Below are 19548 nucleotides of genomic sequence, written 5' to 3' on the forward strand. Positions count from 1 at the left end.
GAATATCCCAAATATGCTTGGAAAAGCCTTATGAGCAAAACAACTCAAGAAAATCCAACAACTGAGAATTCTGCGAAAGCGACTGTGTCAAATACATCAAAAGCTCGTTCAAATACGAGTAGTGGTAATGCAAACAGTGCCAACAACGCAAATACTCCAAAAGCGACTCGCCCTCGTACGTCGACGACTCGCAAAAAAACAGCAGCAACAAATAAAACTAAAGCTGAAAATCAAACTTCAGCAACTACGACTCAATCTTCCGCTGAACAGGAAAAAACTATGACTCAAAATACTGTACGCCGTGTTGCAATTATCGGTGGTAATCGTATTCCTTTCGCACGTTCTAATGGTGCTTATTTCACAGCTACAAATACGGATATGCTTACAGCAGCATTGAATGGTCTAGTTGAGCGTTTTAATCTTCAAGGTCAACGTCTGGGTGAAGTTGTTGCTGGTGCTGTACTGAAGCACAGCCGTGATTTCAATATGACGCGTGAATGTGTGTTAAGCACAGAGCTTGCACCTGAAACTCCAGCTTACGATATCCAACAAGCTTGTGGTACTGGGCTTCAAGCCGCTTTCCTCGTAGCGAACAAAATTGCACTTGGTCAAATTGAGGTGGGTATTGCAGGTGGTGTGGATACCACTTCAGATGCTCCTATCGCATTTGGTGATGGATTACGTAAAGCCCTCTTAGAACTCAACGTTGCAAAAACAGGTAAAGATCGTCTTAAAGCGTTAACTAAAATTAACGTAAAAGATTTGCTAGATGCTCCTAAAAATGGTGAACCTCGTACTGGCTTATCTATGGGCGATCACCAAGCGATCACAACACTTGAGTGGGGCATTTCTCGTGAAGCTCAAGATGAACTTGCTGCATCGTCTCATCAGAAAATGGCTGCAGCTTATGAAGAAGGATTCTTTGACGATTTAATGACGCCATTCCTTGGCCTTGAGCGCGACAACAACTTACGTCCTGATTCAACTGTAGAAAAGCTTGCAAAACTTAAGCCAGCGTTTGGTAAAGGTGATGCTCGTACAATGACTGCTGGTAACTCTACTCCACTTACCGATGGTGCTTCTTGTGTATTATTAGCATCAGAAGAATGGGCTAAAGCAAATGGTCACGAAATTTTAGCGTATTTAAGTTTCTCTGAAACTGCTGCTGTAGATTTCATTGGTAAAAAAGAAGGTTTGTTAATGGCTCCTGCTTACGCAGTTCCACGTATGCTCGAGCGTGCTAATTTAAAACTTCAAGATTTTGACTACTATGAAATTCATGAAGCATTTGCATCTCAAGTTCTTTCTACATTAAAAGCTTGGGAAGATCCTAAATTCTGTAAAGAACGTCTAGGCTTAGATGCGCCTTTAGGTTCAATTGATCGTGCGAAGTTAAACGTTAAAGGCTCTTCGTTGGCTGCGGGTCACCCATTTGCCGCAACGGGTGGTCGTATTATCGCAACTGCTGCAAAAATTTTAAATGAAAAAGGTTCAGGTCGTGTACTTGTCTCGATCTGTGCTGCAGGTGGTCAAGGTGTAACGGCTATTATTGAAAAATAATTCGATGTTCATAACAAAAAAGCCCCTCGATTGAGGGGCTTTTTTTATTTACATAAAAAAGATTGACAGAGTATTTATTTTTTTTAGATGAATGACTGACATTAAACTTTAAAAATTAGCATTTTATTACATAATTAAAGAGCTAAAAATGGATTTTAGCCAATTAAAGGAAAAAAAATGAAAAAGATACAAAAAATATACTCAGTAATTCTATTATGTTGCATCAGTACCACAATTTTGGCGAACTCAGTTGAGCCTAAATATAAATGGTCTGTTAGTACTGGATGGCTACATATAATGCCTCAGGGGAAATATGGAAATACGTCGATTAATACAGCCGTTGATCCTGATTATGAGTATGACCTATTAAAAAATATAGGCATAACCTCAAAAATGGAGGGATTAAGCAATTGGACAGAAAATGCTGGCTTAAAACCTAAGGATGGGGATACTTTGGGCTTAATGATTAATTATTATGTCAATGATAACATTTCACTTCAAATGATTGGAGGTGTTCCACCCAAAATTGATATTAAGGGGAAAGGTCAGATTAATGCAAAACCTATTGCACTTAACCCAATGATTGATGCTGCTATTATTGATATATTAGGACCTGATCGAAATTTGTTTATAACTGATCTTGGGAGCAGATCAAAGTTGGCAGAAGCAACAGCTTGGACTCCAGCTGCAACCGCACAGTACCACTTTGGTACTACAGGTATAAATAAATTTAGACCTTATGTAGGGGCAGGAATAATGTATGCAACATTTACTGGGCTAAAAATTGATAAAGGTCTTGAGGAAGAACTAATAACTGCTGGACATCGTATCGGTCATATTACAAATATTGTTAGAGATGATGACCCGATGAAGGATATCAATGGAAATCTATTAGATGCTATTGTAGATCCTATAGGAGTAAGAATTAATTCTCCAGTAGATCCAAAGGTTAAAGTGAAAGCCACTGATGCTTTAGGAGCAGTATTTACTTTAGGTGCAAATTACGACATTTCAAATAGAATCTATATTACCGGATCACTAACCTATGTAGATTTATCGAATAAGTCGAAAATTACAGTTTATGACCAAATATCAGGGCGTCAATTAGTTTCATCATCAACAAAAATCAATCTTAATCCTTTAATCAGCTATATTGGAATTGGTTATAAATTTTAATTAAAAAAAGCATCTCAATAGAGATGCTTTTTTATTTTGAGTTTTAGTGATTTAAAGCCTCAGGTGCATAACCCAGTTTAGCTTCGATCCCATCATAGAACCATTGAAATATAAACGTATACACCAGAATACTAAGCGTCAAAGCTAAGTCGACGATAAAAGCTTGTATGAGCGTCATATCCATCATATATGCAACAATTGGAATGGTCACTAACATTAAGCCACCTTCAAATCCTAGCGCATGCAATATACGAACTTTTACAGTACGCTTCCACTGATTGCGCGCTTCAATTTTTTCGAAATAATGATTGAAAATCATATTCCAGATCACTGAAAGTACAGCCATAATCACACCTAATGAACCTGCAATCTCCAGTGGAACTTCAAAAATAAAACTCAAAGAAATTGCGATGATCACCAATAGAATGATTTCATAGCTTATTGCGTGAATAATTCTTCTCTTTGAAAAAAACATGCGTTCACTCATCAACATTGTTATTCATGAGCGCATTTTATTTTCATAATATTGAATGATCGAGTTAGAATCTATCAAAATTTTTGAAAGAATAAACATGAATATTAATCAAGAACAATTGGTCGTTTTTAAAACTGTGATGGAAACAGGTTCTTTTTCCGCAGCCGCACGTCAGTTAGGCAAGGTCCCCTCTGCTGTCAGTATGGCGATTTCAAATTTAGAGATTGATCTGAATCTTCAACTGTTTGAAAGAGTAGGACGTGAACCACAGCCAACACTTCAAGCCAAAGTTTTGTATGAACGTACTAATCATTTATTGATTGAAATGAATCAATGGAAACAACATGCATTTGGTTTGAGTAGCGGCATCGAAACCGAATTAAATATTGTGGTGGTATCTGAGTTACTGCATAGTAGATGGACTGATTATATTGTTTTATTAGAACAACAATTTCCTCAAATACAAATCAATATATTCAGCGCACCACAAGAAGATGCTCAACAAATGATTTTAACGGGTAAAGCACATTTAGCATTGATGTTTGAGCGTGAACATATTGAGGCGAATGAACAATTCGTGGAATTAATGAAAGAAAGTTTAATTCCAGTTGCATCTGTTCATCATCCGCTGTGCCAAAATCAAAAAGTGAGCTATGAAGAAATTTTTCAAAGTCGTCAGATTGTAGTCGCTAGTCGCGATCGGAACATTAAGCCTGAATTACTCTTTTCCAAAGATGCATGGCGTACAGACAATCACCATTCTGCATGTAGATTAATTTCACAAGGACTTGGATGGGGAGTTTTACCCACTGAAATGCTTATCGAACAACCAACATTAAAGAAAAAACTTAAAGTTCTACGATTTTCAGATTTCACTCCAAAATTTGATTATTTTATCGATCTGGTTTGGAGTAAAGAGCAACCATTGGGCAAAGCTGCTCAATTTTTAATTCATCACATCAGAAATAAAAGAAAAATGTAGGAAAATAACTTGATTTAAAACTTTTGTAGCATGTTTCAAAATAATCATGTGTTATAAAGATGGTATAAGTAATGAAACAAAGAATTAGATCGCAATGACTGAAACAGCTTTATCTCAATTAAAAAACTTCACTACAATTGTTGCAGACACAGGTGACTTAAACGCTATAAAAAAATTTAAGCCATTGGATGCTACCACTAACCCTTCACTCATCACGGCAGCAGCTTCATTCCCTGAAAACAAAGAACTGATTGAAGCTGCATTTGATCAAGCAAAGTCAGAGGGTTATCAGTCAGATGAGTTAATCGATAGAACAATTGATATCCTGACTGTCAAATTAGGTGTGGAAATTCTAAAAGTAGTTGAAGGTCGAGTATCAACAGAAGTTGATGCAGCACTTTCATACGATACAGCCGCGACAATTGCTAAAGCTAAAGAATTACTCGCTCTCTATGCGACGTATGGTGTTGATCAAAACCGAATTTTAATTAAAATCGCCTCAACATGGGAAGGCATTCAAGCTGCTAAGGTTCTTGAAGCAGAAGGCATTCATTGCAACTTAACTTTGTTGTTTGGCTTACATCAAGCAAAAGCATGTGCGGATGCTCAGGTCACATTAATTTCACCATTTGTAGGTCGTATTCTCGATTGGTATAAAAAAGCTGAAAATGTGGATCACTATCCAATTGAACAAGATCCTGGTGTACAATCCGTTAAACAAATTTACGAGTTCTACAAACAAAATCAGGTGAAAACTGAAGTTATGGGCGCAAGCTTTCGTAGCATAGAACAGGTTCTCGGACTTGCTGGATGCGACCTCTTAACTGTATCACCGAATTTACTTGACGAATTGGCTCAAGATCATCGCCAAGTTGAAGTTCAGTTAAATGCAAATGCACACAGCTCAAATATCGAATCACTTAGTCCAATCACTGAAATAGATTTTAAAGCGCAAATTCAGAAAGATCTTATGGCATCGCAATTATTGCAAGGCGGTATAGATGGCTTTATTAAGGCAAGAGATCAACTCAGCTCTCTGTTAAAACAATCATTTGGCATAGATGCTGATATAAAAGCTTAATTGCACCTATCCATCATTCTTTCAATCGAGCTCTTAGGAGCTCGATTATTTTTTAAGAGATAAATGAGTGTTTGGTATAACTGATCTTCCAACCTATTTAATAGGTACATTACTTATTATTTTATTACCTGGACCTAACTCGCTCTATGTCATGTCTATTGCGACTCGCTTTGGCATAAAAGTGGGCTATCAAGGTGCTTTCGGTATTTTGTGTGGAGATAGCATCCTTATTTTGCTAACTGTCTTAGGTGCCGCAACATTATTGCATCAATTTCCCTGGATTTTTTTCGCCCTAAAAATTATTGGTGCTTTATATCTTAGTTATTTAGGTATCCGTTTAATATATGCAGCCTATTTAACTTGGAAACGTCCAAGTAAAGATCAAGCTAATGTTTCTATTGTACAAAAACAAGAAAAATTTCATCCTTTTCGTACCGCATTACTCATTAGTCTGATTAACCCAAAGGCAATACTGTTCTTTTTATCGTTTTTTGTTCAATTTGTAGATCCAGCTTATCCTTATCCAGCCCAAAGCTTTTTAATGCTTGCTGTAATTTTACAATTAATGAGTATAGCCTACTTAAGTATGTTGATCTTCACAGGTATCAAAATTTCAAATTACTTCAACACGCATTATAAATTAGCAGCTGCTTCTGTTGCCGCTATTGGTATTTTATTTGGATTGTTTGGGATCAAACTTGCGACATCAACAATGTAATCTTAACTTCACAGAATCATTAGGGAAATAATATAAAAATGCTCATAGACGTGATAACAAGAATAAAAAAAGATTTAAGTCTACCTGCTGTTTTCGCTGGCTTTATTACATTTTTAATTGGCATTAGCGTTTCATCTGTACTGGTTATTCAAGCTGGACAAGTATTAGGTGCAAATCAAGCACAGATTAGCTCATGGTTTTGGGCACTGGGTTTGAGTATAGGATTATCAGGACTGATCTTAAGCTGGAAGTTTAAATATCCAGTTGCAACATCATGGTCAACAGCAGGACTAGCACTGATTATCGCTACAGGCTCAGGATACAATTTGAATGAGGCGATAGGGGCATTTTTAATATGCGGAATTATGACTGCTGTATTGGGCTTTTTTGGAATATTTCAAAGAATTCTTGAATTTTTACCGCAATCTCTTACAAGCGCCATGTTAGCTGGAGTGTTATTAAAATTTGGCATTTCATTATTTACGGTCATGCAAGACCAATTGATCTATGTTTTAATGTTGATCAGTACATATTTTATAAGTAAAAAAGCATTACCCCGTCACTCCATTGTCATTACATTGTTAGCTTGCATTATCGCCACACCTTTTTTCTTTGAATATACAGCAACCAAAATTCACTACGGAATGACGTATCCAGTATGGATTCAGCCTGAATTTCACTGGTCAAGTATTCTGGGTTTAGCTATTCCCCTCTTGATCATCAATATGGCTTCACAATATTTACCTGGTTTAGCAATGATCAGATCCTATGGTTACAAACCTCATGTCAACCAATTAGTAAGTTGGACAGGAATTGCTCAAGCAATATTCGCTCCGTTCGGGGCATTTTCAACCAATATCGCAGCAATTAGTGCAGCTGTGAGCCTTGATGAACAAGTTCATCAAGACCCTGCTAAACGCTATATTGCAGGTATGGCTTGTGGAGTGTTCTATATCTTTATGGGCATTTTTGCAGCGACACTAACGGGATTATTACTGTCATTCCCTAGAGAAATGATCACCACTTTGGCGGCGATCGCACTTTTTGCAACGATTGGACATAACATCAGTATCGCATTTAAAGAAGATTTAGATCGTGATGCTGCTTTAATCACTTTTTTAATGTCTGCATCTGGAGTTCAGTTTTTGGGCATTGGATCTGCTTTTTGGGGATTGGTTATTGGATTTATTATTTATCATTTGATGCGTATACAAATTAAAAAGCCTATTTAAAAAAATAGGCTTTTGGGAATTAAATTACAGGATATTCACCCGTACCTTCAGGCCAAGGTGTCAATAATTCATATCCTTCATCAGTCACAGCAACCATATGTTCCCATTGTGCAGACCAAGATTTATCTGCTGTTACTACTGTCCATCCGTCTTTTAATTCTTTAACTTTGGCTTTGCCTGCATTCACCATAGGCTCAATGGTAAACACCATTCCTTTTCTTAATACTAATCCCTGACCAGGCTGTCCGTAATGCAATACATTCGGTTGCTCATGGTAGGTTTTTCCAATACCGTGACCACAATATTCACGTACAATCGTAAAACCTTCGCGTTGCGCAACTTGTTGAATAGCATGACCCACGTCACCTAGTGTCGCGCCAGGTTTAACCGTTTTAATACCTGCAAGCATCGCTTCATAAGTCGTATCGACTAATTTTTTTGCTTCAGGTTTAATTGTACCTACATAGTACATTCGACTGGTATCACCAAAATAACCATCCTTGATGATTGCAACATCAATATTAATGATGTCTCCATCCTCTAAGATAATATTGGAAGCAGGGATACCATGACATACAACTTCATTTTTCGAAATACAGGTTGTTTTTGTATATCCGTAATAACCCACATTTGCTGGCGTCACCTTGAGTGTATTGACGATGTAATCATTACAGATATCATCAAGATACGCAGTACTCACACCTGGCTTCACATAATCACCAATCATTGCAAGCACTTGTGCCGCAAGCCGACCCGATATTCTTAGTTTTTCAATATCTTGTTCAGTTTTAATGGTGACAGCTGTTGCCTTCATGATGAACCCCTTTTTAATTCAGGATTCATTATAGGACTTTCATTTGTCGATCACAAACGCTATAGACTATCTGTAACTTAATCATTTTCGACTATTATTTAACCATTCAGTACATTATTTTATTTTGCGAATCAAGATCTATGCTCTGCTTAATTTCAATTCAATAAATAAATTTATTTTATTAGTTTTATAAATACATAGACTTAATTTAACTCATAATTTCCCATCCAATAAAATTATTCGCTTCTTGCTTTTTTACTATTCCATTCGATGGATGACCGCCCTCCCTATTTACTGACATTTGCTCTAAAATCGCTTTCTTTTTTCTTGAACCGATCTCCCTTATGACCAATTTGCGTACACGGGACATTATTGCCTTAGGTTTTATGACCTTTGCACTATTTATCGGTGCAGGCAATATTATCTTCCCACCTATTGTTGCTCAACAAGCGGGTGAACATGTTTGGTTAGCTGCTTTTGGCTTCTTAATTACTGCTGTTGGCCTTCCTGTTATCACGATCATTGCGCTATCGCGTGTTGAAGGCTCTATTCAACTTTTAAGCTCTCCACTGGGTAAGATTGCAAGTTTAATCTTAACCGTAGCATGCTATCTTGCTGTTGGACCACTTTTCGCGACACCTCGGACAGCTACAGTTTCTTTTGAAATTGGTTTTTCGAGTTATTTTGGAACGTCTTCATCGACCTTGTTGATCTACAGTGCAATTTATTTTGCATTTGTAACGTTAATCTCACTTTATCCGAATAAAATTTTGGATACTGTCGGCTATGTTTTATCTCCACTCAAAATTCTCTCTTTGATCATTTTAGGTGGTAGTGCCTTTTTAGTTTCTGCAGATTATATCCCTGCACCTATTGGAAACTATATCAATAGTCCTGTTTCAGAAGGTTTTGTTAATGGTTATTTAACCATGGACACTTTAGGAGCTTTAGTATTTGGTATTGTCATTATTAATGCGATACGTTCACGTGGTGTAACTGATCAAAAGTTAATTACCAAATATGCAGTAATCGCAAGTTTAATTTCAGGTATTGGCCTTACACTGGTTTACATTAGCCTATTTAAACTTGGACTGAGTAGTCACGAGGCTGCACCTAACGCTGCAAATGGTGCCATTATTCTCCATGGCTATGTTCAGCATGCCTTTGGTGACTTTGGCTCATATTTTCTAGGGGCGATGATTTTTATCGCATGCATGGTTACGGCAATTGGTTTGACTTGTGCATGTGCAGAATATTTCTCACAAATCACGAAGATTACTTACAAAAAATGGGTTTTCATTCTTGTTGGTTTCTCATTTGTCATTTCCAACTTAGGTTTAACCAAGTTAATCGCCTTCTCTGTACCTGTATTAAGTGCAATCTACCCACCAGCGATTGTGGTGATCATGATGGGATTTATGTGGAAGTTCTTTAATTCCACTCCACGCGTCATTGCGCCTGTTACAGCGGTTGCTTTCATATTCGGTATTATTGATGGACTTAAGGTTGCAGAATTAGATCATTTCTTGCCAGCATTTATGAACAATCTACCATTGGCTGAACAAAATTTAGCATGGTTGATTCCTTCTTTAGTTGTATTTGTCATTGTCTACATACTGGATAGACTTAAGAAGTAAATTCAGGTGATTTATCAATAAATATTGTTTTACCCAAGCCGTATTTGTTCTGTAATCAATAATTGTCTCGTTTATCCAACAGACTATTATTGCTTACCCACCTTAACTTTGACCTCATCAGTCTGATTTGGAATGACTTTTGCTACTATTTATTTGTTTTGCAAGGTGCTAAAAAGTAAATAGATTAAAGAATTACAAGAAACTCTATTCATCTCATCACGATTTATCGAAATAATTCTAGCACTTAGCTCACGTAGTATCTTAATTTCAAATATTTCGACTTTTGTCATATTAATGTCATAATTTATTTACATAATAGAGTGTTAAAAACTTGCTTTATTCTTCAATCCCCTGTACAAGTATGTAAACAAAGTCGACTAAATCATTCAGATTTGTCATGAATTATCAGGAGGGATGGAGATGTTATCATTACATTTCAACAAGCAAGTCTTCATTAATACTCTTAAAGCGAACAACAATGCTGTCGTTTTTTTAAGCACAATGTTTGCTCTCATGCTGACACTTGTTGTGCAAGGTACAATTCAAGGCACGTTGAAGCTTGAATATTTTGCTTATGCACTTGCTGCGACGCTAGCATTTTACGTGTGGGCCTTTATTGACACGAAATATCGTACTCAAAAGCTTTCTGATCAAGAAGCACATTTAGACTAAGAGATGGATGCCAAAGCATCCATCTTAAAGTCAATGTCATCATTTAAAGCACTCTATCAAAATAACAAGTTTTTCAATTCTGCTCTACTTATTAGAATAACCCAACATATAAACCATAAAGCAAACCTAAGGTCGCCCCAACCTCACCTAAGACCAATAGTACCATCGCACCTCTCATGAGCAATTTTGGTAATTCAATACGCCCTAATTGATGTGGTTCTTTGAACTGATTTGTCGTATCTTTCAATAAGCCATGCAAAATATAACTTAAAATTGAAAGTGCAAAAAAGAAAATATTAATCAAAATAAAGAGCAAATTTGTCGATTCATTCAACGCTGAAAAATATGCCATAACCGCTAGAATTAACGTTGCAGGTGCATATAGCAAACTACTCCTATGCGCAATATCAACATAACAATGTGCTCGAGCTTGTTTAGATAAGCTGATTTGCACATACTTCCAAACGCCAGTAAGCATACCCGTCAATAAAAAAATACCACTAAAAAAAATAGCAAGTCTTACCGATAATTCCATTTGATCAATCATGATCTTACATTCCTTCGCTATAAAACAGATTGCAATATGTTTAGCATCTTATCTCATATTTCGTACTACTACTTGGCTACCTCCATACCTTATATAGAAATTTAAGCCAAAAAAAAGCTCCAATAAGGAGCTTTTTTATTAGAGTTTAAAGCGTGATTTTAACGGTTTTAATTCGATTATCTTCCATTTCTAGAATTTCGAAATTAACCCCTTGGTGTTCAATCAACATACCAACTTCAACCGCCCCACTCGTTTTATCTAAAATCAGTCCTGCAACACTAAAGTAACCTGAGTCTTCTTGCACCAGATCTAAATCTAATATATCGAGCGCCAGCTCTAATTGATATAAATCTAACATACCAGACGCCTTCCAAGTGGTATCATCGATTTTAACCAATTCAAGCTGTTCATCAGCATCTGGGAATTCACCAGCAATTGCTTCAAAAACATCTAATGGTGAGATTAAGCCTTGAATATTGCCATATTCATTTGTAACAAGTACCAATGAACCTTTAGAAGTTCTTAATGTATTAATTGCATCAATCACTTTCATTTTTTCATAAATGAAAATAGGACGGACACGTTTCATCAAATCTTTTAGTTGATCTGGATCATCTAATGCATCAATCAATTCTTTTGCACGTACAATCGTGATGACTTTATCCAATTGTCCACGACAAACTGGGAAAAGACTATGAGGTACAGCTAATACCTGTTCACGAATTGCTTCGGCATCGTCCTCAATATTAACCCAAGAAATTTGATTTCGAGGTGTCATAATTGAAGCAACTGAACGTTCAGCAAGTGATAGCACACCACCAACCATATAACGCTCTTCATCACCAAAAGCTTGTTGAATTTCTTCAACTTCTTTGGATGTTGCAATATCGGCATCCAATTTACTGCCCATCAATTTCAAAATTGAATCTGCAGTTCGATGACGTAACGGGATCTTCGCTTGATTTTTTTCAAGATTACGATTCGAAAATTGATTGAATGCTTCAATTAGAATTGCAACACCAATACCTGAATAAATATAACCTTTAGGGATATGGAATCCAAAACCTTCAGCGATTAGACTTACACCGATCAATAACAAGAAACTTAAACAAAGGATAACCACCGTAGGATGACGGTTAACAAACGTAGTTAACGGTTTTGATGCAATTAACATGACAACCATAGCCACAATCATCGCAGCCATCATCACGTAAATATTATCCACCATACCAATCGCAGTGATCACTGAGTCGAGTGAAAATACCGCATCAAGCACGACGATCTGAGCCACAACTGCAGCAAAACCAGCGTATACGACATTGTTATTCGTTTTAATCTCGGGTTTACCCTCCATTTTTTCATGGAGTTCATTGACAGCCTTATACACAAGGAATAGACCACCAAACAGTAATATCAAATCCCGACCTGAGAATGTTTTTCCAAAAATTTCAATCAATGGTTGAGTTAAAGTCACTAACCACGAGATCGCAAAAAGTAGACCTAGACGCATTAATAATGCGAGGGATAAACCGATTACACGGGCTTTATCACGTTGTTCTGGAGGAAGTTTTTCTGCAAGTATCGCAATAAATACTAAGTTATCAATACCTAAAACGATTTCAAGAATGATAAGGGTAATTAACCCTATCCAAATGCCAGGATCCAATAAAAATTCCATATTAGATCTCCTGGTTCTTATTATTTAAGATAATGTAAGAAGCTAAATTAGGCCAACACGGCGACGGGTCCATATATAAAGTTACCTTTTCAGAAATGATGAAACTATTATGCATAAGAATTTTATTTTGTAATTACTTTTTTTATGTTCAAAACAATTTTTTATGTAAATTTAGATCATATCTTTAGTCGTAATTGCCATCCTTGAATAGTCTTTGACATTTTCGACACAAAAAAAAATATCAGTGCCAAGTTATAGTTCCTCTATTTTTCAATAGAATTTGGTCAGCGTGGAATTGACATAAAGATATTTACAGATCATTGAAATATGTTTTATAAAACTGAAGTCAATAGGTGTCATACCTTTTGTCTGATTTAAGGTAAGCGCTTGAACATAAGTTGATTATTTGAACATAGTTCTTTTAATATAGGTTATGCTTCATGTAATATTTAAATTAATAAAAACAATTAAGTTACACTGACAAGGACGTAGCGATGTCAAAAAAATATGCAAAATTTTTACCTTCATCTGAAAATTTTGAACTCGAAAATTTTCCATTCTATTGGATCACTCAAGTCCATTCTCAGTATGTACTGAATGTTGACCATGTGCTCAAAAAGTATGGCGTTGATAATTCTCGTCGACGTTTGCTTGTCGCATTGTCTACTAAACCAGATGCAAGTGTTTCAGAACTCTCTGACATGATTGTGTCAAAAATGTCGACGACTACAAAAATCGTTTACCGTTTAAAAGATGAAGGAATGGTTGACACTTACTCGTGTGAAAACGATGCCCGTATTACGCGTGTGGTACTAACACCAAAAGGTTTAGAAATGACAAAAAAAATTAATGACCTGATGAGTGTGGTTCTTGAACAAACATTTGAGGGATTAACCCCACTTCAAATTGAAAAACTAATGGAAAGCTTAAAGCATATTTTCAAAAATTTAGCGCATTAATTTTCCTAAACTTTAGATTAAAGCCCATCATCAAACATATTGAGTTGGGCTGTATTGTTCTGCCGTGGTTTTGGACAATAAAAACATTCAAATTCCCCTACTGGAAAGCCTTCAACAAAGTTCTGAATGTCGGGGGATTTTAAACTCAACCACTGATCTAATTTATGGTGCGGAATAATAATTACTGACCGTTTAACATCTCCAGGCTCATGAAAATCCTTCATCATTTCGTGATGAATAGCATCCATGGTAATCATCGTTGCTGAACGATAAATAATTTGATCAATTTTCGTGATTTCATACAACGCTGCGATAAAAAATGCCTGACCATCTTTTCTTCTCACACCCCATCGTTGCGGTCGTCCATTAATATATTTTGCTTCATAAAACTCAGTGACTGGAATTACACCAAATTTACATTTTTCAAATGCTTCTTGAAAACTTCTTTTTTCGCTTAATGTTTCATTGCGTGCATTATAGGTTTTCTTCGCTATTTCTGTATCAGTTGCCCATTTTGGTATAAAACCAAAATTAACTAACCTCCACTCGTAGCTATGATCAGATTTAAATAATAACGGGGTTTCGTAGCTTGGATAAACCTCTTCCACATATTCAAATGAAATATGTGGAAGTTCTAATGCTTGGATTTGATGCGCTTGTATTGGCTTAAAGTTGGCACACATAGCATAATTTTCAATACTATAAAAAACTTAGGCTATTATAGCCGATCCAATTCAGTTCATTATGATGATATTGGTACTGTCATCCAGTGTGTACGCGTGAATTCATCCATAATCCAATGCCCATTAAAGCGCCCTAATCCAGAGTTCTTTTCTCCACCGAATGGTGCATTAGCATGGTCCGCGACACTTATACCATTAATATGTGTCATTCCAATATCGAGTTTTGAAGCGATTTCTACTCCGCGCTCAATATCAGATGTACATACAGCACCAGATAAACCAAACGGTGTGTCATTGGCGATTTTTATTGCATGTGCTTCATCATCTGCTCTGATGATCGGCAGAATTGGTCCGAAGCTTTCCTCTTGAGCAATTGCATATGTCGGCAATACATCGATAAACACATGAGGTGAAACCAAATTATTCTCAATACCCCCAGCATAGACCAACTTAGCACCTTCTATTTGAGCCTGATCAATGATTCGTTGATGCTGTTTCACTTGTGTATTATTAATAATAGGTCCTATAAGCGTCTCATCAAGATTAGGATCACCCACAGGAATATCTTTGACTTTGTTTAAAAGCTTTTCAACATATTCATTGTGAATCGATTGATCTACGATGACACGATTAGTGCTCATACAGATTTGACCTTGGTGAAGGAAGCGCCCCTTGATCGTCAAATCGACTGCCAAATCTAAATCTGCATCTTTAAGAATTAATAATGGCGCATTCCCCCCAAGCTCTAAAGCAAGTCGTTTGATTCTAGAGCTGGCCATCGCTTTAGCACCAACATTTTGTCCTACTTCTGTAGAGCCAGTGAATGAAATCATCTTCGGGATAGGATGCTCGACAAAATAATCCCCTATTTCACTACCACTACCCACAATGACATTCAGTACACCAGCGGGCACACCCGCCTCTTCAAACAATTTCCCTAATAATGTTCCACCTGTAACAGGTGTGTCACTCGCAGGTTTTAGTACCACTGTATTTCCACATGCGATTGCGCAAACAACCGATCGCATTGACAAATGAAATGGAAAATTCCAAGGGCTAATGACAGCAATAACACCCAACGCTTTGCGTTGATAAAAACTTTTTCTCGCAGGATCTTTACTTTCTAGCTGAACAGTTTGGATTTGATCAGGAAAAGTGAATGATTCTGAGATAATATCAAGCGCAGCACCTACTTCAATATTTGCCTTGAGACGCGTACTTCCAGACTCGGTAATCAGCCAATCTATAATTTCGTCTTTACGTAATTGTATAATGTCATGCAGCTTCTGAATGATTTTCTTGCGATCTACAGCAGAGGTAATTAAGCCAAGATCAAATGCTTGTTGTGCTGCAGAAAAAGCGAGATCAACATCAGACTGATTCGCCGCTTGAATTTGGTGTATTTCTTTTAAATCAAATGGATTTAAATTTTGTATGACACGCTCTGAAGAGCCTTTTAACCAAAAACCGTTAATAAACTGTTGATTTAAATTTGAATATTGCGTCATTTTATGTCCCTCTACATGCCACTTTTTACCCAATGGTCAACTATTTTACACAATCGTAAAAAAAGCCTCCGGAGAGGCTTTTTTATTTTAATTAGTCACCAGTGTAACCTTTAAGCTTCAAGCGGTAAGCATGAAGTAATGGTTCTGTATAACCTGATGGTTGTTCAGCACCTTTAAACACTAAATCATATGCTGCTTGGTAAGCATAACCGTCAAACCCAGGCGCCATTGGTGTGTACGCTGGATCGTTCACATTTTGCTCATCTACAATTTTAGCCATACGTTGCATTACTTCTTCAACTTGCTCTTTAGTCACGATACCGTGACGTAACCAGTTAGCAACGTGTTGAGATGAAATACGTAAAGTTGCACGGTCTTCCATCAAACCAACGTTGTTGATGTCTGGAACTTTAGAACAACCAACACCCAAATCAACCCAACGAACAACATAACCAAGAATACCCTGAAGGTTATTTTCTAACTCTTTGGTTTTCTCTTCATCAGTCCAATTCGTATCAGTCGCTAATGGTGGAGTTAATAAATCATCTAAAGGTAATGCTTCAGTTTTTAACAACTCTTTTTGACGCGCTGAAACATTACATTGGTGATAGTGAATCGCATGAATTACAGCACCAGATGGTGAAGGAACCCAAGCACAGCTCGCACCAGCTTCAGGATGCTCAATTTTGGTTTTATACATATCTAAAAGCATATCTGGTTTAGGCCACATGCCTTTACCAATTTGTGCTTTGCCACGTAAGCCTGCTTGTAAACCAACCATCACGTTACGGTTTTCATATGCAGGGAACCAAATTTGAGATTTAACTTCACCCTTACGAACGAATGGACCTGCTTCCATAAAGGTATGGATTTCGTCACCTGTACGGTCCATGAATCCTGTGTTAATGAAGATGGTACGATCTTTCGCTTGAGCAATACAGTTTTTCAAGTTTACAGAAGTACGGCGCTCTTCATCCATGATCCCGATTTTAAGTGTTTTTGCTGGCAAACCTAGAGCTTGTTCTGCACGCTCAAATAGTTCAACTGCAAATGCAACTTCTTCAGGGCCATGCATCTTAGGTTTAACGATATACATAGAACCTTTACGAGAGTTCTTGATTTCATTTTGACCTTTGATGTCAGCAAACGTTAATAACGGTGTGATCAATGCATCCATGATACCTTCATAGATTTCTTGACCATCCACTAGGATCGCCGGGTTCGTCATCAAATGACCAACGTTACGAAGAAGCATCAATGAACGACCGTGTAAAGTTGTTTCGCCACCGATCAGATTTTTGTGGGTACGGTCTTTGTTTAAAGCACGAGTAATGGTTTTACCATTTTTCTCGATTTTCTCTTCCAAAGTACCCTTCATCAAACCTAACCAGTTACGGTAGCCTTCAACTTTTTCTTCAGCATCAACCGCAGCAATTGAGTCTTCCAAATCTTGGATCGTTGTTACCGCAGATTCTAAAACAAGATCTTTTACGCCAGCAGCATCCGTTTGACCAATTGGGCTTGTCGCATCGATTTCAATGATGACATGTAGACCATTATTTAATAAAACGATCTCTGTCGGCGCAGACTCTTCACCATTAAAACCTACAAATTGAGCTTCTTTAGCCAAATTCGTTGTGCTGCCATCTTTAAGCGTTACCACTAATTTTTTTGCTTCAACAGCGTATTTCGTAGCATCCGCATGTGATCCATTTGCTAAAGGGAAAGTTGCATTTAAGAAATTTTTAGCAAAAGCGATAACTTTTTCGCCACGAACAGGGTTATACCCCTTACCTTTTTCCGCACCGCCTTCTTCCGAGATGACATCGAAACCATACAATGCGTCATATAAAGAGCCCCAACGAGCATTTGCAGCGTTCAAGCAGTAACGTGCATTACGTACAGGCACAACCAATTGTGCACCCGCCAATAGTGCGATTTCTTCATCTACATTTTCAGTTGTAATTTGAAAATCTTCTACTTCTGGTAATAAGTAGCCAATTTCTGTCAGGAAAGCTTTGTAAGCTCCTAATTCAAATTTATTATTGCGGTGCCATTCATCAATTTTCGCTTGAATGTGATCACGCTTAGCCAAGAGTGCTTTATTTTTTGGGCTAAGATCAACAACGACTTGTTCAAAGTTTTTCCAGTAAGTTTCACTGTCTAAACCAGAACCTGGTAGTGCTTCATTTTCGATGAAATCGTAGAGTTCTTTAGCAATCGCTAACTTGCCTTTCTGAATACGTGCAGTCATTGTCTTTCCTGATATTGCTACTTTTTATACAAGAGAATCTAGTATACCCATTTATAAATTGCTGAATAGTAATATCACATTGCTAAATAGTGATCATTTATTATAGACACCAATCAGATGAGACTTTTGATCTATTACTTATTGAGTCGTTTTAATTCAACAATCTAATTACAGTGTATAAAGTTTTATAAAGGTAGAAATTAGACTTAAGTGCCAATTTCCATCAAATCTGATTTAATTTAAACCAATATGTCTATTTTCTCTACGCTTTTAAGGAACGATTTCAAATTTATTCCACTCCAAATAAAAAAAACCCAAACATCATCTGTTTGGGTTCATTTGTGAATTCTCACATTTATTCAGCGGGCTTATCAATTTGTCGATGCGCAGATTGTAAATAGTCATCTGATTGCATTTCAAGTAAACGTGAACGTGTACGTTCGATTTCAAACGCTAATTTTTCGCCACTATATATATCAATGATACTGGCATGTGAGGTCAGTAATAATTTAACACCACGATCATAAAACTCATCGACTAAATAAATGAATCGGCGTGTCCCTTCTGATAAATAATCATTCAGATCGGGAACATTACTGACTAGGACTGTATTATAAGTATTCGCAATTTCGATAAAGTCCGCAGGACTTCGTGGCTTCATACAGAGTTCAGAAAACTCACACCACAATACATCTTCAGTATGACCAATCGTATCGACATTACGTCCATTAATGATGATCGGTTCTTCACTGACATTTTGAGCACTGGTTAATGCTGAAAAACGTTGTGCCATCCATACCTGATTATCATGGCTTAAAGGTGATTTGAACAATTGCGCTTGTTTCAGTACACGCAAACGATAGTCAACACCTGCATCCACATTCAAAATGACACAGTTCTTTTTTACCATTTCAATCGTTGGAATAAAGCGGTCGCGATGTATGCCGTTCTTGTATAAACCATCTGGTGCAATGTTTGATGTTGCAACAAGTGTAATTCCACGAACAAATAGCTTTTGGAATAAATCACTTAAAATCATCGCATCAGTGACATTTGATACAAAGAATTCATCAAAACAAATCACAACCGCATCTTTGTAAATTTGATCAGCAACGATGTCGAGTGGATTTTGTTGTCCTGAATTTTTATTTAACTCTTTATGCACATATTGCATAAAATGATGGAAATGCATACGCGTCTTGCGACGGAAAGGTATCGCATCATAAAACTGGTCCATCAACCAAGTTTTTCCACGCCCAACACCACCCCACATATAAACACCCTTAGGGGCTGTTTGACGGCGAAAACGTCGAAACGCTTTTTTAGAAGCTTTATATCGTAAGATCAGTTCTTCCCAAACACGATTAAGTTCATGTACAGCTTGAGCTTGAGCATCATCAGGCATAAATTGTCCTGACGAAATTGCGTGAGCATAACGTTCTGCAGGTGATTGCGGAGTGTGACTTAAACTATTTTGCGAAGAATGAGAATGGAACATAGATATAGATTACTTTTTTAGGCCGTCGGAAGTATAACGAATATTTAAAAAAATGATAAATAACACTTTGGCAT

General features: G+C 37.0%; 17 protein-coding genes. 9 read left to right on the plus strand and 8 right to left on the minus strand.

Annotation, left to right across the window (positions count from 1 at the left end):
• Positions 1-30 precede the first annotated feature (30 nt).
• Together AC1M9E_RS08080 and AC1M9E_RS08085 are read left to right on the plus strand one after the other, a co-directional pair.
• A complete protein-coding gene (locus AC1M9E_RS08080) occupies positions 31-1560 on the plus strand; it encodes an acetyl-CoA C-acetyltransferase (RefSeq protein WP_488224666.1) in 1530 nt (509 codons plus the stop codon).
• Positions 1561-1737: 177 nt separating this feature from the next.
• Complete coding sequence (locus AC1M9E_RS08085) at positions 1738-2736, plus strand: OmpW/AlkL family protein (protein WP_481587644.1); 999 nt, start codon at positions 1738-1740, stop codon at positions 2734-2736.
• Between the two features lie 43 nt (positions 2737-2779).
• Here the strand turns inward: AC1M9E_RS08085 and aceI are convergent, their stop codons facing one another.
• Positions 2780-3211: a chlorhexidine efflux PACE transporter AceI gene (gene aceI / locus AC1M9E_RS08090; RefSeq protein WP_092767850.1), complete on the minus strand. Its 432-nt coding sequence runs from the start codon at positions 3209-3211 to the stop codon at positions 2780-2782.
• Between the two features lie 97 nt (positions 3212-3308).
• Here aceI and aceR point away from each other — a divergent pair, with 97 nt between their 5' ends.
• From aceR to AC1M9E_RS08110, 4 genes are all read left to right on the plus strand, one after another.
• Positions 3309-4193, plus strand: coding sequence for an HTH-type transcriptional regulator AceR (gene aceR, locus AC1M9E_RS08095; protein ID WP_488224667.1), 885 nt, complete (start codon positions 3309-3311; stop codon positions 4191-4193).
• 94 nt (positions 4194-4287) lie between these two features.
• A complete protein-coding gene (gene tal, locus AC1M9E_RS08100) occupies positions 4288-5274 on the plus strand; it encodes a transaldolase (RefSeq protein WP_481587645.1) in 987 nt (328 codons plus the stop codon).
• A gap of 67 nt (positions 5275-5341) precedes the next feature.
• Positions 5342-5992 (plus strand): leucine efflux protein LeuE, encoded by a 651-nt coding sequence (gene leuE, locus AC1M9E_RS08105; protein ID WP_481587646.1) that lies wholly within the window; start codon positions 5342-5344, stop codon positions 5990-5992.
• 53 nt (positions 5993-6045) lie between these two features.
• Positions 6046-7224, plus strand: coding sequence for a benzoate/H(+) symporter BenE family transporter (locus AC1M9E_RS08110; RefSeq protein WP_488225200.1), 1179 nt, complete (start codon positions 6046-6048; stop codon positions 7222-7224).
• Positions 7225-7243: 19 nt separating this feature from the next.
• Here AC1M9E_RS08110 and map read toward each other — a convergent pair whose 3' ends face one another.
• Entirely contained in the window at positions 7244-8038 is a 795-nt protein-coding gene (map, locus tag AC1M9E_RS08115; protein ID WP_481597802.1) for a type I methionyl aminopeptidase, read from the minus strand.
• Positions 8039-8382: 344 nt separating this feature from the next.
• Between map and brnQ the strand changes: the two genes are divergently transcribed.
• Positions 8383-9675, plus strand: coding sequence for a branched-chain amino acid transport system II carrier protein (gene brnQ / locus AC1M9E_RS08120; protein ID WP_488224668.1), 1293 nt, complete (start codon positions 8383-8385; stop codon positions 9673-9675).
• A gap of 420 nt (positions 9676-10095) precedes the next feature.
• Positions 10096-10347: a hypothetical protein gene (locus tag AC1M9E_RS08125; protein WP_035266079.1), complete on the plus strand. Its 252-nt coding sequence runs from the start codon at positions 10096-10098 to the stop codon at positions 10345-10347.
• Positions 10348-10438: 91 nt separating this feature from the next.
• On the opposite strand, the gene AC1M9E_RS08130 is transcribed toward AC1M9E_RS08125, so the two are convergent.
• Positions 10439-10894, minus strand: coding sequence for a hypothetical protein (locus tag AC1M9E_RS08130; protein WP_488224669.1), 456 nt, complete (start codon positions 10892-10894; stop codon positions 10439-10441).
• A 145-nt stretch (positions 10895-11039) separates the two neighbouring features.
• Positions 11040-12572, minus strand: coding sequence for a TerC family protein (locus AC1M9E_RS08135; protein WP_092767773.1), 1533 nt, complete (start codon positions 12570-12572; stop codon positions 11040-11042).
• Between the two features lie 494 nt (positions 12573-13066).
• On the opposite strand from AC1M9E_RS08135, the gene AC1M9E_RS08140 reads away from it, so the two are divergent.
• Positions 13067-13531, plus strand: a complete 465-nt coding sequence (locus AC1M9E_RS08140) for a MarR family winged helix-turn-helix transcriptional regulator (RefSeq protein WP_035266085.1) — start codon at positions 13067-13069, stop codon at positions 13529-13531.
• A gap of 17 nt (positions 13532-13548) precedes the next feature.
• On the opposite strand, the gene AC1M9E_RS08145 is transcribed toward AC1M9E_RS08140, so the two are convergent.
• The 4 genes from AC1M9E_RS08145 to zapE all read right to left on the minus strand — a co-directional run bounded on the left by AC1M9E_RS08145 (position 13549) and on the right by zapE (position 19474).
• Complete coding sequence (locus tag AC1M9E_RS08145) at positions 13549-14214, minus strand: SOS response-associated peptidase (protein WP_481592103.1); 666 nt, start codon at positions 14212-14214, stop codon at positions 13549-13551.
• Positions 14215-14273: 59 nt separating this feature from the next.
• Positions 14274-15722, minus strand: coding sequence for an aldehyde dehydrogenase family protein (locus AC1M9E_RS08150; RefSeq protein ID WP_481608065.1), 1449 nt, complete (start codon positions 15720-15722; stop codon positions 14274-14276).
• Positions 15723-15813: 91 nt separating this feature from the next.
• Positions 15814-17976 carry a malate synthase G gene (locus AC1M9E_RS08155; RefSeq protein ID WP_481608064.1) on the minus strand — a complete coding sequence of 721 codons (2163 nt, stop codon included), beginning with the start codon at positions 17974-17976 and terminating at the stop codon, positions 15814-15816.
• Positions 17977-18331: 355 nt separating this feature from the next.
• Positions 18332-19474, minus strand: a complete 1143-nt coding sequence (zapE, locus tag AC1M9E_RS08160; RefSeq protein ID WP_092767765.1) for a cell division protein ZapE — start codon at positions 19472-19474, stop codon at positions 18332-18334.
• Positions 19475-19548 lie beyond the last annotated feature (74 nt).

The organism is Acinetobacter sp. 24-47-47 (genome assembly GCF_057737035.1).